Origin of the sequence: Acaryochloris marina MBIC11017, from assembly GCF_000018105.1 — a bacterium.
Lineage (GTDB): Bacteria > Cyanobacteriota > Cyanobacteriia > Thermosynechococcales > Thermosynechococcaceae > Acaryochloris > Acaryochloris marina.
Genome location: NC_009925.1, coordinates 5,678,335 through 5,691,552 on the forward strand (window position 1 = coordinate 5,678,335; position 13,218 = coordinate 5,691,552).

Annotated in this window: 10 protein-coding genes; 6 read left to right on the plus strand and 4 right to left on the minus strand. The window is 47.8% G+C overall.

Features of this window, described 5'->3' with window-relative positions; translation table 11 throughout:
* The 5 genes from AM1_RS25420 (at position 1) to AM1_RS25440 (ending at position 7,501) form a co-directional block, all read left to right on the plus strand.
* The gene (locus tag AM1_RS25420) at positions 1-1,716 is read left to right on the plus strand and encodes a hypothetical protein (protein ID WP_049783783.1); all 1,716 of its coding nucleotides are present in this window, start codon (positions 1-3) and stop codon (positions 1,714-1,716) included.
* Positions 1,717-1,812: 96 nt separating this feature from the next.
* The gene (gene argF / locus AM1_RS25425) at positions 1,813-2,751 is read left to right on the plus strand and encodes an ornithine carbamoyltransferase (protein WP_012165790.1); all 939 of its coding nucleotides are present in this window, start codon (positions 1,813-1,815) and stop codon (positions 2,749-2,751) included.
* A gap of 32 nt (positions 2,752-2,783) precedes the next feature.
* Entirely contained in the window at positions 2,784-4,130 is a 1,347-nt protein-coding gene (locus AM1_RS25430; protein WP_012165791.1) for a TIGR03279 family radical SAM protein, read from the plus strand.
* Positions 4,131-4,518: 388 nt separating this feature from the next.
* The gene (locus AM1_RS25435) at positions 4,519-6,303 is read left to right on the plus strand and encodes an EAL domain-containing response regulator (protein ID WP_041660510.1); all 1,785 of its coding nucleotides are present in this window, start codon (positions 4,519-4,521) and stop codon (positions 6,301-6,303) included.
* 166 nt (positions 6,304-6,469) lie between these two features.
* Positions 6,470-7,501 carry an amino acid ABC transporter substrate-binding protein gene (locus tag AM1_RS25440; RefSeq protein WP_012165794.1) on the plus strand — a complete coding sequence of 344 codons (1,032 nt, stop codon included), beginning with the start codon at positions 6,470-6,472 and terminating at the stop codon, positions 7,499-7,501.
* 55 nt (positions 7,502-7,556) lie between these two features.
* On the opposite strand, the gene AM1_RS25445 is transcribed toward AM1_RS25440, so the two are convergent.
* Positions 7,557-8,207 (minus strand): PulJ/GspJ family protein, encoded by a 651-nt coding sequence (locus AM1_RS25445; protein ID WP_012165795.1) that lies wholly within the window; start codon positions 8,205-8,207, stop codon positions 7,557-7,559.
* Positions 8,192-8,650, minus strand: a complete 459-nt coding sequence (locus AM1_RS25450) for a pilus assembly FimT family protein (protein WP_148215971.1) — start codon at positions 8,648-8,650, stop codon at positions 8,192-8,194. The genes AM1_RS25445 and AM1_RS25450 overlap by 16 nt, the downstream gene beginning before the upstream one ends.
* Positions 8,651-9,004: 354 nt before the next feature.
* On the opposite strand from AM1_RS25450, the gene AM1_RS25455 reads away from it, so the two are divergent.
* The gene (locus tag AM1_RS25455) at positions 9,005-10,918 is read left to right on the plus strand and encodes a SpoIID/LytB domain-containing protein (protein ID WP_238549073.1); all 1,914 of its coding nucleotides are present in this window, start codon (positions 9,005-9,007) and stop codon (positions 10,916-10,918) included.
* A 37-nt stretch (positions 10,919-10,955) separates the two neighbouring features.
* Here AM1_RS25455 and AM1_RS25460 read toward each other — a convergent pair whose 3' ends face one another.
* Together AM1_RS25460 and AM1_RS25465 are read right to left on the minus strand one after the other, a co-directional pair.
* Positions 10,956-12,113 carry an AI-2E family transporter gene (locus AM1_RS25460; protein ID WP_012165798.1) on the minus strand — a complete coding sequence of 386 codons (1,158 nt, stop codon included), beginning with the start codon at positions 12,111-12,113 and terminating at the stop codon, positions 10,956-10,958.
* A gap of 111 nt (positions 12,114-12,224) precedes the next feature.
* Positions 12,225-13,001, minus strand: a complete 777-nt coding sequence (locus AM1_RS25465) for an MBL fold metallo-hydrolase (RefSeq protein WP_041660512.1) — start codon at positions 12,999-13,001, stop codon at positions 12,225-12,227.
* Between the last annotated feature and the right edge of the window lie 217 nt (positions 13,002-13,218).

Consider the following 13,218-nt stretch of genomic DNA (forward strand, 5'->3'; position numbering starts at 1 on the left):
GTGAGCACTAATCAAAAATTTTCTCGCCAGGTGCGGAACGGCAAAGTCGTTTACGTGCCTGCAACTCCGCGTACTCATACACAATCTGCTCATTCTCAAACCTCTCGACCGCTACTTAAACTCCGGTCTAGTCTGAATTTGCTGCTGTTGGTGGGTATCGCTACCACAGTAGTGGGCTTGGCTTGGTTAAGTTACCAAGTCATTACGGATCCAGATGTGGCGTTTTGGTTGAATCAGTATTTGCCAACCACAAAAGGGAAACAAACCGCTGCCCATCAACCCCGTACCTTGCAGCAAATTTTGAAGCGTCTCCAGGATCAGAAACAGTCGCCCGGAAAGCCAATTGTGTTAGCGGCGAATGGCAATACCAATCTTTCCCGACCCGTCACTAAAGATATTTTGGTCCCTATCTATGGCAAGAAGTGTTCTCGGCCTCCTTGCCAGAACATCCAATCTTTGCAGGTATACCGTTCATTAAAACTGCCCTCTCTCCTGAGACTGTTCCAGGGCAAACGCTATTATCGTTTGTTGGATCGGATGACGGTGCGTGGTCCCACGGAAGAACAGCTAGTGAGCTTAGCCCGTAATCCACGTTTGGTGACAGGGTCCACCCGGCCTTTAAATTTATCTCGGGTCGAAGTTTATAATCCTGCCCCTAAGCCAGGGGCTTGGTTACGGTTAACAGGGCTGAGGACAGAAGGGAGTGCAACGGCTACCTATGGCCAAGTTTTATATTTCCATCCTGATGAAGCTCGGTTGGTCTTGATGTTGAATTGGGCTAGCCCCTCGGGGGAATATCCTCAATGGCGTCAAGTGACGGGGGATCCGCAGCCAGAATTGGTCGTCAAACAAACAGTGGGTCTAGAGCCACAATATGCAGTCTATTGGCTGCGTCCTGCGCCAACAGGTGACTTGCAGGTAGAACATATCTCCCTAGCCAAGCCCGCCTTCGCCGATCCAGGCTATACCCAAAGCTTGTTGCTGGCTCGAAGTGGTTTATGGTCTCCAGCTCAAAAGCGGTTGTTGGCGGTCAAAAAAAGGCAGTTGCGTCGGTGGTCGCCTAAGGCTCAAGCCCAATTGGACTATATCAATCTCCATGCGGCTGTAGCCAAGTCTCAAGCCCAGCAAATTTCGGCGAGTCGAGTGCAAACGATTGTGGCTCGGCTGGTGAATGGAGAATGGAGTGCGGCCCTGAAGCTCTTTCAAGCCCCCCAAACGGATCCAGTAGAAGTGAGGGCCATGCTGGCTACCGATCCAGGGCGCTTATTTGCACGAATAGAAGCTTCATTAAAGGTCAATCCCAAGAATCAAGATGCGATCGCATGGGGTACCCTTATCCGTCATGTACAGGATGATCCGAAGACAGCCCTGGTTTGGGCCCAGCAGCGGACGGGAAAAAATAAGACTTCACTTGAGACCATCAAGAAACTGTTGAAACGTCTGGATCAGCCGCGCTATACCCCGAAAGAAACCCCCACTAAGCCCAAGCCCCCCGTTTCCCAAGAAAAGCCTCCCGCCCAGTCTTCTCCAAAAGTCAAGCCTTCCCCCAAGGCTCCGCCTCCCCAGCCCCAGTCATCCGGGGCTCAACTTTCTTCGCCGGGGTCTTCGCCAGCGCCCCCTAAACCTGCCCCCGTCCCCGAGCAGACTGCACAGCCTGAACCTTCACCGCCACCAGAGGTTGCTCCTGTTCCGGTTGAGGAGACGCCAAGGGAATAGCTGGAAAGACAGGGCTGACTTGAATAAGGTATTCTGGATCTTTCCACTATTTTGGTGCCTTAGCTGTTGTAGTTCCCCAAGCCTGATCTAGAGTCTATGTCTACTGATACTGCAAGTCTAAAAGGAAGAGATCTGCTAAGTTTAGCAGACTTAACAAGCCCAGAAATTGATGGTTTGTTGGAACTGGCGGCTCAAATCAAGGTGGGACAGGTCAAGCCCCATTGTCCCAAGGTCCTGGGGTTGCTATTTACCAAGGCTTCTACCCGCACAAGGGTTAGTTTCTCCGTGGGCATGTACCGTTTAGGAGGACAGGTGATTGATTTGAGGCCGGATGCCACCCAGGTGGGTCGAGGAGAGCCGTTAGAAGATACGGCTAGGGTCTTAGATCGATACTTAGATGTTTTGGCGATTCGCACCTATGAACAGCAGGATTTAAACATCTTTGCTCAATACGCTTCAATACCTGTGATTAATGCCCTGACAGATTTAGAACATCCCTGTCAGATCTTTGCGGATTTGTTGACCCTACGAGAAGCCTTTGGACAGCTAGAAGGCTTGACTCTTACCTATTTAGGGGATGGCAACAATGTCGCCCATTCCTTGCTGTTGGGGTGTGCCCTAGTCGGAGTAAATATTCGAGTCGCGACTCCCCTGGACTATCAGCCTCTCCCTGATTTTGTTGAGAAAGCCAAGATACTGGCGGGCGATCGCAGTTCTGTACTGATCACCACCGATCCCCAAAAAGCCGTCGATGGGGCTCATGCCCTCTATACCGATGTCTGGGCCAGTATGGGCCAAGAAGAGTTGGCCAGTAATCGGATTCCTATCTTTCAGCCCTATCAAGTGAACGAATCCCTTTTGACGAAAGCGGATCCTAATGCCATTGTCCTCCATTGCTTGCCTGCCCATCGCGGAGAAGAAATTACAGCAGACGTGATGGAAGGGGCACAGTCCCGCGTGTGGGATCAGGCCGAGAATCGCTTACACACCCAGCAGGCCCTGCTAGCTAGCGTGTTAGGCGCTAAGATCGACTGAGCGTTTGGCGATTAAGCCCCATCAATCCGTGAATGAGTAAGTCTTCGATTCAGCCAGCTTTAATTTCAGGGGTGGTCCCCGATTCGATTGCAGCAGAAGTCGGATTTGAGCCGGGCGATCGTTTGGTATCGATCAATGGCGAAGTGCCCCGAGATCTGATTGACTATCGGTTTCTCTGTGCAGATGAGGTTCTGACCCTTGAGGTCTTGGATGCGGCAGGCCGACCCCATCAGGTGGAAATCGAAAAAGATTTTGATTCTGAACTGGGACTGGAGTTTGAGACGGCCCTGTTTGATGGACTGATTCAGTGTAATAATCACTGTCCCTTTTGTTTTATCGATCAAAAGCCGCCAGGGCTGCGATCCAGCCTTTATCTCAAGGACGACGATTATCGCCTCAGCTTTTTGTATGGCAGTTATTTAACCCTAACCAATATCCCCCCCCATGAATGGGACCGTATTGAGGCGATGCGTTTATCTCCTCTCTACGTGTCTGTCCATGCGACCCATCCAGACGTGCGCATACGGCTGCTGAAAAATCTTCGAGCTGGCCAAATTCTGGACCAATTACAGTGGTTTCAGCAGCGACGACTCCAGATTCATGCCCAGGTTGTGGTTTGCCCTGGCATCAATGATGGGGAGATTCTGCAGCAAACCATTCTGGATCTGGCTCAATTTCACCAGTCGGAGGTGCCTGCAGTGGCGTCTGTTGCGGTTGTCCCCGTGGGATTAACCCGATTTCGCCCGCCAGAGGATGAACTGAATCCAGCCGAATCGACGGATGCCATCGCCGTGATTCAGCAAGTTCAGCAGCTTCAGACCCAGTTTCAAAATCAGTTTGGGACAACATTTGCTTGGTTAGCGGACGAGTGGTTTTTAATTGCTGGACAAGATCTGCCGCCTGAGAACCACTACGAAGACTATCCGCAAATTGATAATGGTGTGGGGTCAATTCGGCAATTTCTGTCACAGTTTGATCGAGCGGCTAACGCTTTGCCCTCCCAAATTCCTGTTGCGAAGCGCTTGACTTGGATCGTGGGAAATACGGTGGAAAACGCTTTTCAACCCATTGTGCAGCGTTTAAATCAAGTCAAAGGCCTGACGATCACTCTGGCCCCACTTCGAAGTGATTATTGGGGGCAAACGATGACCGTGACGGGACTTCTAACCGGACAAGATATTTTATCGGGTTTACGCCATCAACCTTTAGGGGATGGATTACTCTTGCCGACCTTAATGCTGAAGTATGGAACCACTCAATTCCTGGATGATATGACTGTCGCGGAGTTATCTGATGAATTGAATGTTCCGATCGGCCTTATTCAAGGAGGGGCTGAAGATGTTATCCGAGCTTGCCTACAGGACTGTGTAGTCCCATAAAATTCCCTTTTTATCATGAATAAATTTGGGAGTTTTAGTTTAGAGCTGCAAAAGGGGCAATATGATTGGGTGGATTCAAACGGACCTTGGATGTAGCCCTTTTGAAGAGAAATTTGGTTGAGTTGGGATTCCACCTAATCAAGGAGGTATAACGCTGAATTCTCTTCAAAATCCGGCCTCACAATTTACTATTAAGCGTAACAATTTCTTAATAAACTAGAGTATGAGCTGGTTATTGGGAAAAATCTAGAGGTACTGAGGCAAAAAGACAAAATTTTAGCTAAGGTTTATTTGAAATTTTTAGATCGACCACAGGGTTATCTTGTTTGGATTGGCTTGTCGATTGATATTCAGTTGTGAAATGTGATGGCAACATCGGGGGGTTGGTATGCAGGCTAGTGCGCAAATCTTGATGATAGAGGATGATGATCAAGATGCGGAGCTTGTACGCAGATACTTGACAGTCAAGCAGGCTTTCCCGATTCAGATTGAGCACAGCAAGACCTTGTCTGATGGCATTAATCTTCTCAATCACAGAGAGGGAATTGACTTAATCCTGTTGGATTTATGTTTATCAGATGCTCAAGGATTAGAGACGTTTTATCAAGTCCACCAAGCTTTTCCTGCCAAGCCTTTAATTATTTTAAGCGGCAATACCGATCAATCTTTGGTGGAAGAGGCTCTCCAAAAAGGAGCATTGGATTTTCTAGTGAAAGGGCAGTTTGATAGCACTTCCCTTTGCCGTTCGATTCAATATGCCCTAAAACAGCAGCATCAATCTGTTGAAATTGGATATCGAGATCTCACCCTTGATGCCCTCACCCGGCAGCTCAAAATTGCTCAACAGGAGCTAGAACGATTAGCGGAGGTGGACAAGGTTACCCGCGTCTTTAACCGCTGTCGGTTTGATGAAGTGTACCTGTCGGAATGGAATCGCTTGACGCGAGAAGGCTCCCATTTATCCTTAGTCTTGTGTGAAATTGATAATCTACAAGCCTACCAAGAGAAATATGGGGCTGAAGTCTGCGATTACTGTTTGCAGCGGGTTGCTGAAGAGATCGTAAAAGTTGCCAGACGCCCTGCTGATTGCGTGGCTCGTTATAGTGGGCGAACCTTTATGATTCTGTTGCCCAATACCGATTTGGCCGGTGCCACTTATCTTGCAGAAGCGATTCGCACGGGGGTCAGGTCGGTGCCGTTCCCCCCTGAAAGTTTAGGGGTAACGAATTCCCCGATCACCCTGAGTTTAGGGGTGGCTTGTCAAATTCCACGGGCAAAAGTTGCGCCGTCTTTGCTGATTGAAGCGGTGCATCAAGCCCTCCATTTTGCGCGAGAACAAGGGAAAGATCGAGTCCAGATTCATCATACGGGGTGTGCAGACCCAGACCTCCACTCAAACCAGACCCTGCATTGGGTGAGTCGACTATTAAAGGCTTTAGATAAGGACCAATTTAAGCTTTATGCTCAGCCCATTTACCCCCTGAGCCGGGGGCAAAAGTCCTGCAGTTATGAGATTTTATTGCGGTTACAGGATCAGCCTGGTATTGTTTGTTCCCCCAGTTTGTTTTTACCCATGGTGGAACAGTATGACTTTATGACTCGAATTGATCGGTGGGTGATTAACAACTTGCTGGCTAATTTGGAAACTATGCCTGCTTTGGATGAACTGGATGCCCGGTTCTTTATTCACTTGTCAAGCGCGACCTGCCGCAATGGAGAACTGTTTGAGTTTTTGGATAAACAATTTTCTCACTCCAATCGTCATGTGCAGCGATTCTGCTTTGAGGTGACTGAAAATGTGGCTCTGAGTCATTTGACGTCTACAGTGGAATTGAGCCGTTTTCTCAAATCTATGGGATGCCAGATTGCGCTAGATAATTTTGGTAGTGATATGTCTGCCTTTATGAATTTGAAACATCTGCCCGTCGATTTTGTGAAAATCGATGGGTTGTTGGTCCGGGATATTGCCCAAGATCAAATTTCTCGGGGCATTGTTGAGTCGATTCATAATGTGGCCAAGGTGATGGGCATGCAGACGATTGCTGAGCATGTGGAGTCGGATGTCGTGCTGGATGCGATCGCAAATGTGGGTATTGATTATGCTCAAGGGCATTACTATGATCGCGCCAAGCCTTTACTCGACGTAGTGTCAGCGACTCGCCGATCTCGCTAGAGCCGAGCGTATTGTTCAGACTTGTTCGATAGCTTCCCTTTAGCCCTTGAGTCTCGAACCCGATTTCTAAGATTTTCTGGGATTTAAGGTTGTAGGCTAAGGGGGGACCTATAGGGATGGTTGTCCTGAACGGAAAGTCTATCGAACGTACGCACGACATCAATTTATGATCAGAAAATTTTCTTCTCTTTGTGCAGCTCTTCTGGTCGCATTGACCTTGGGGAGCTGTAGTAGTTCTGAAGCTGCTGGAGGCCGGTTGCAGCAGGTGCTAGCTCAGAAGAAGGTGCGCTGTGGTATCAGCGGCGAGTTGCCGGGCTTTAGCTTTGTGGATGAAAAAGGCAACTATTCGGGATTAGATGTGGATATCTGTCGTGCGATCGCAGCTGCGTTATTTGATGATCCTGATGCGGTGGAGTATCGTCCCTTAAATGCAAAAGAGCGATTTGCTGCAGTTCAGACTGGGGAGGTGGATGTTCTCAGCCGGAATACAACTTGGACTCTTGATCGAGACAGTTCGGTGCGGATGGCGTTTGCACCTGTGGTGTTTTATGACGGTCAGGGGGTAATGGTCAAAGCAGATAGCGGTATCAAGACCCTCAAGGATTTCAAAAATCGGACGGTTTGTACTCAGACTGGCACCACCAACGAGAAGAATTTAAAGGATCAAATGCGGAAGCGTAAGGTGGACTATAAGCTTGTGGTTTATGAAGATATTAACTCTGCCTATGCTGCCTATGCGGAAGGCCGCTGTGACGGGGTGACCTCTGATCGATCGCAGCTGATCTCCCGTCGAACGGCTCTACCCAAGCCTGAAAGCCATACCATTCTAGATGAGGTTCTATCCAAAGAACCCCTAGCCCCTGCGGTTGCAGATGGAGATGTGGAATGGGCCGATGTGGTCCGTTGGGTGGTCAATGCCACGGTTGAAGCGGAAGAGCTGGGAATTCAACAAGATAATTTAGCGTCTTTTGCTAAAAGTGAGGATCCCGTCGTTAAGCGCTTTTTGGGCACGGAAGAGGAATTGGGGAAAAGTTTGGGCCTCAGCCCAGACTTCGCTGCCAGAATCGTCAAGCATGTGGGCAACTATGGCGAAATTTACGATCGCAATTTGGGGCCAAACACTAAACTGAATTTACCCAGGGGCCAAAACCAACTGTGGAGTAAAGGTGGATTGATGTATTCTCCCCCATTTCGCTAGTTGGAGAGTTGAGGATTTTTAGGACGATAAGCAGAAAATCCCGTTCGGAGTTTTCCTAGGATCCTCTGGTGAAAGCCTGAGTTTCTAGGAGTAAAGTTCTTGAATCGTTGAGCTGGCCGACTAAGCAGAGCTTGACATAGGAATTATCTTGGACAAAGACTTTGAGGCCTTTGCTGGTTGGAGGGCTGTTCCCGCTGCCAGTGCAGTTTGGATTGACACTTGAAATTGCATCCACCAACGCATATGTGGAAGGTCCAGCAAGTGCTGGCGCAATTTGCTGGCGATAAACAGTTCTTGGTCCTCTCCAAATGGCACTCGCGCTTTTCGGAGCCGTATAATAGGCAAATTCAAATTCTTGCCTCGCAGCTCCTTCACCTTCAACTTTTGTTAGCTTAAACACTCCCAGATAATTGGCCCTCGCAGGGATATCACTAACTGATACCGACGTAGCAGTTTTAATATCATCGACGATAAAGTCTAAAGCTCTATTCAGTTCTGACTGCCGTTCTGCTTCAACTGTATTGCGTTCGTTGGCTCTCAAGATCTGAATCAAACCCAAACCCGCTAGGGTAATCACCAAGCTCAGAATTAGTGATGCAACTAACAATTCTGGTAGCGTAAAACCATTAGAACGGCCTCGAACAGGGAAAGTATTTCTCGATAAAAGCAAGATAAGTCTGACTTGCGGAGTTAGGGTCTTACACATTTATCTATTCCCAAATCGTAGTTGCCGGTACGCATAAGGCCAATTCCTGTGGAGATTGCGAGACATTTGGGTGTAACAGAACTATTAGGAATAGAAACCCATAGTGTAGTCCCTGGAGGGGTATATAGCCCTTTAAAGTTGAAGGATATATCGTGTGGAGCGGAATGATTGTAGAAGATGGTTACATCTTCAATTTTGCGACTTCCTGTAACTAGGCAATTTCCGGTAATGCTTTGGTTGATTCCTTTGGGAACAGAGATAGTACAATCCTGACTTCGTTTGATAGCTTCCCTTTGGGTTTCCTTAATGGCCCCCTCTATTTTGGCGAGGGCATCATCCACTTTTTTTTGATTGAGCCAACCCAAAAAGCTGGGAGTAGATAGGGTCGCGAAGATACCAAAAATGACGACTAGGGCAATCGTTTCAGTTAGTGTGAAACCCACTGAGGTCTGTTTGCGTCTTGGAGTGAAGGAATAATAGCGGTGTTTCAATTTCAATGATATTGAGTGGAAATTTGAGAAGAATTTTAGAATCCTGCACTCATTTGTGGCGCTAAAAAACTATATCTTGAGAGATGGTTTTCTAGGATTATATTTTGTCTCTTATCTTGTCTGAACTACAACAAACTTTATTTGACTTAATAATTTTGCCTAAAAAACAAAAGTTTTTGTGGACGGTTACAAGGTGTAGCGTAGGCTCAATCGATATTGAAATGAATGTTGTTAAGCGTTAGTGAGGTCAAACTCAGAATTCAGGACTGACTGGATCGACCTGCTGGCAAATCCCTTGTGAACTCTATGGTGCGAACTATCGTAAATATGACTGGAAATTTGGCTCAGCCGTTCCCCTCTCTACTCGGAAGCTTTAGACGTCGTTGGTGGGTGCCCATATTGGCAAGTGCTAGTGTGTGTTTGGTTTTCGATGGGGCCGTATTAGAGCTATTTTCGATATCTTCTGGTTGGAATAGCTCGGGTCAAGTATGGGCTCAAGCCGTTAATACACAACCCCTTAATCCTCGCATCAAAGTCAGTATTAAGCAGCGTTTTGGTCGCAAACCTACGGATAAACTGACGGTTGAAGCGCTTCCAGGGGACCAACTGACCCTTCAATTTACGACGGGTAAACGGCTACAGACCCTCACTACAAATAAAGTTGAGTTTGCGATTACGCCCATTCCCTTAAAGCAGCCTAGATGGGAAGAACGGGTGGTTTTGAGTGTTCATCGGAGTTTTGAAACAGCAGAAACCAAGGCGAATGAATTGAAGACTTTGGGAATTCCGGTGGAAATTGCCCAGCCCAAACAGTGGCAGGTGTGGGCAAAGCGCGATCAATATCCCACTTCAGCCGATCGGATTCTCTTAATCGACACCCTGAAGCAACAAGGCTATGACAATGTGTTTCTCCATCGGCGACGGTTGCGTGACAAGCCACAGCTCAGTTTTGTCACCAATGGTACTCAATTCAAACGCAGTATTGTCAGTATCACCAGTAAGAAACAGCAGTTTCAGGTGGGCGACGAGCTGCATTATGGCAGTTTAAGATTTCAGCCCAATACCTATGGGACTTATACCTTGGTGAATAGGGTGCCAACGGAAACCTATCTTCGAGGGGTTGTTCCCTATGAAATTGGCTTTAATGCGCCCACGACGGCCATTGAGGCGCAAACCATTATTGCCCGCACCTATGCTTTGCGTAATCTGAGACGTTTTCAGATAGATGGATATGAGTTATGTGCGGATACCCAATGCCAAGTTTATAAAGGAATTGCTAAAACCGATCCCATTGTGGATCGCGCCATTAAAGCGACAACGGGACAGGTGCTAACCCATAACGATGAGCTAGTGGATGCCCTTTATTCTTCCACCACGGGTGGAGTGACGGCTGCTTTTCAGGAGGTTTGGGAAGGAACCCCTCGCCCTTATCTAACGGCAAAAATTGATGCCTTACCCAGGGGCACGTGGGATTTGACCACCCGCAGCTTGGCAGAAGAGTCGAATTTGAAAGCCTTTATTAACCTGAAACAAGGGTTTAATGAAGCGTCTTGGAAGACCTTTCGTTGGCAGACAGAAACCCCTATTGCTGAACTAAATGGGTTCTTGCGGAAATTTCTGCGTCAGACTAAGCATCCCTTGGCTAATTTCAAAACCATTCAAAAGCTGGAAGTGGTGGAGAGATCCCACGGTGGCAGAGTCCAGAAATTGCAGGTCACCACGGATATAGGTACTTTGGTCTTAGCCAAGGATGATATTTTACGGGGATTTGAAGCGCCCAATAGCTTGCTCTTTTATGTTGAACCTAGGTATCGAACCGTAAAGCCTAAGCCAGCGGACACGACTCAATCCAACCCGGAATCGGTGCAGTTGACTAGTTCAACGCCAGTTGCTAAACCTCAGAAAATTCTTAAGGGATACGCTTTTATTGGTGGAGGCTTTGGTCATGGTGTTGGACTAAGCCAGACGGGATCGTATCACCTCAGTAATTTAGGCTGGTCAGCGACTAAAATCCTCAATTTTTATTATCCTGGGACAACAGTTCAACCCTTGAATGAAAGCATTGTATTTTGGCAGCAGCCTTCTATTCCTGTGGTTCCTAGCCAAACAGTTCCCAATGAACTCAAGCCACAGAGCAATCAAAGTAACCGGCTGATTAGCCATAAGATGCCGTTCCTGAAATCCTTCCAATGGGTATGGGATTGGATACCGTTTTTGTAGAGAGAGTTCAGAACGGTTCGAAAAAAAGATCTGAGGTTTAAGAGATACGGGATACTGGCTGGGCTTTGGTTTCTGATTCTACGGAGACCACAGGAATATCTGGGGTGGCTGCTGAATCGGGTGATACCATCCGCAATCGCAAACTGATCAACGCCGTTTTAATTACTACAGCCGTAGGGACAGCAATCACAACCCCGATCAGCCCGCCGGCCTTAGCCCCGATCAGAATTGAAATAAATACCCATGCTGGATTGAGCCCCGTCATGGTGCCTAGAATTCTGGGGGCAACTAAGTTGTCTAAAATTTGCTGAACCACTACAGCTGCAGCTAATAGTTTGAGGCCCAGCCAAATATTTTGTAGGGTGACCAAGCACGTTACCAGAATAATACCGACAGTCCCGCCAAACGGGATAAGCGCCATTGTACCAATAGTGAGGCCGAACAGTAGGCCAAAGGGTACTTTCAGGATTAAAAAGGTGGGTACGAGAACAGAAGTCATGCAGATACCAAACAGCAGCTGACCAATAAAGTAATTCTGGAAGCTAGATCGAAGGGTTTCGGACACAGGCTGTTGACTTTCTTCTGGCAGCCAATCAATCAAACTGTCCCAGAGTTCATCCCCATGTTGGAGGAGATAAAAGGTCAGAATTATCGTTACAAGGACATCGATCAGAATATCTAAAACACTGCTAACCGTTCCCAATGCGATATTGAGCAGACTTTTGGTTAAAGCTTGGAGTTGACCCTGGAGCCGATCAAAGGCTTGAACTGCCAAGACATCCAGATTGAGGGAGACCCCTCGTTCCTCTACCTGCTGACTGAGAAGGATTAGCTGCTGTCGGCCTGATTCCAACCAGTCGGGTAAGCGGTTGGCCAATTGTTGGGCCTGATTAAATGCGATCGGAATCAGAATAATGCCGATGCCAAACAGAATGGAAATGGCTAATAGCGCCACAATAATCGATGCAGGCTCTCGTCGCAGTCCTCGCTGGACACACCAACTCACTGGATAGTTAAGGAGAAATGCCAGAAGTGACGCTATCACAATAATTCCGATCAACACCCCAAAGTAATTGGAAATCGAAGCTAAGGTCCAAAAATTGAGGGCTAAAATTGGTGCGGCTAAGCCGATCATCAGTAGGCGAGAGGGAACAGATAACTTCTGCCACCAATGAAAGTAATTGGGTTTATCCATGCCTACTCTCCTGCACAGAGGAATACTTACAGCAAGGGAAGAATAATCTAAGCCAACCTTCCAGGTGATTGTCAACCACGAGGTCCCTGTCGTCAAGCTGTTGTTGCATGGTTAGCTTGGTACTGAAGAAGAAAGCGGGACTTCGATTCGGTCGCCAGGAGAAGGATTCAGCACTTGGGTGTCACAGCCGTTCTCTTGCAGGCGTTGACGAAATCCATCAATGGTTCCTTCCATACTCAACAATTTGTCCAACATGCCGCTGTATTCAACTTCGCCTCCCGATGCGGTGGGCAGAATAAATTGGGGTTGGAGTTTTTTCACCACCTCTAGGGCAAAGTCACCTCCCTGGATAAAGGGTCCCAAGAGGGGGAGTACTAAATCCTGGATGGGAGCAATAATTATATCCGCCGCTTCTAGCTGGTCAATGGCTGCAGAATGAAAACCATGGGGTTCATAGTAGATACGACTTTGGGAGGCTTGGTCCATGAGCACTAAGGCATTCTCGACCAGGAATGGTCCAATCGGTGAACCGGGCAATGCCTGGACTTGGAGTCGGTCTGCCCAAGTAAAGGTTTCGCCATGGGCCAGGGTAGTGACATCGGTATAGCCCAATTCTTCCACGACCTTAGTGGCATTCTCGGAGGCCACGACCGGGATTGATCGGTCTAACTGCTTCAACGTGGGGACATGAGCGTGGTCGGGAAGTCCCTGAGAGAGCAGAATCAGATCAATCGATTCAGGAATATCAATTGTTTTGGCCCGCTCACCCTTGAAGAACCAAGGCTGATTCCCAAACACCAACGGCCCAACCAACCAAGGATCTAAAAGGATTCGCTGTCCGGCCATTTCGATAAGCCAACTGTTGGAATCCATCCAGGTTAAAAACATTGTTACTTTAGGGAACTTAGTACATCTTCTATGTTACGAAATTCCAGCTATCTCTTCACCTCTGGCTTAGAATCGGCTGTGAAGGATAAAAGACGTTCTTCTCTCCAGCAGGCAAGACGAACTAGCCTAAGACGGTCGCTAGGTCTAAAGATCCCTGACTCCATCAGCAAGATGTTTCCTATTCTCCTCAGTTAGCCCCACCTATTGAGTTAAATAG

Coding starts and splice junctions, on each gene's coding strand:
- AM1_RS25435 (WP_041660510.1), top strand. CDS start 4,519: ATGCAGGCTAGTGCGCAAATCTTGATGATAGAGGATGATGATCAAGAT.
- AM1_RS25460 (WP_012165798.1), bottom strand. CDS start 12,113: ATGGATAAACCCAATTACTTTCATTGGTGGCAGAAGTTATCTGTTCCC.
- AM1_RS25445 (WP_012165795.1), bottom strand. CDS start 8,207: ATGTGTAAGACCCTAACTCCGCAAGTCAGACTTATCTTGCTTTTATCG.
- argF (WP_012165790.1), top strand. CDS start 1,813: ATGTCTACTGATACTGCAAGTCTAAAAGGAAGAGATCTGCTAAGTTTA.
- AM1_RS25465 (WP_041660512.1), bottom strand. CDS start 13,001: ATGTTTTTAACCTGGATGGATTCCAACAGTTGGCTTATCGAAATGGCC.
- AM1_RS25430 (WP_012165791.1), top strand. CDS start 2,784: ATGAGTAAGTCTTCGATTCAGCCAGCTTTAATTTCAGGGGTGGTCCCC.
- AM1_RS25455 (WP_238549073.1), top strand. CDS start 9,005: ATGGTGCGAACTATCGTAAATATGACTGGAAATTTGGCTCAGCCGTTC.
- AM1_RS25440 (WP_012165794.1), top strand. CDS start 6,470: ATGATCAGAAAATTTTCTTCTCTTTGTGCAGCTCTTCTGGTCGCATTG.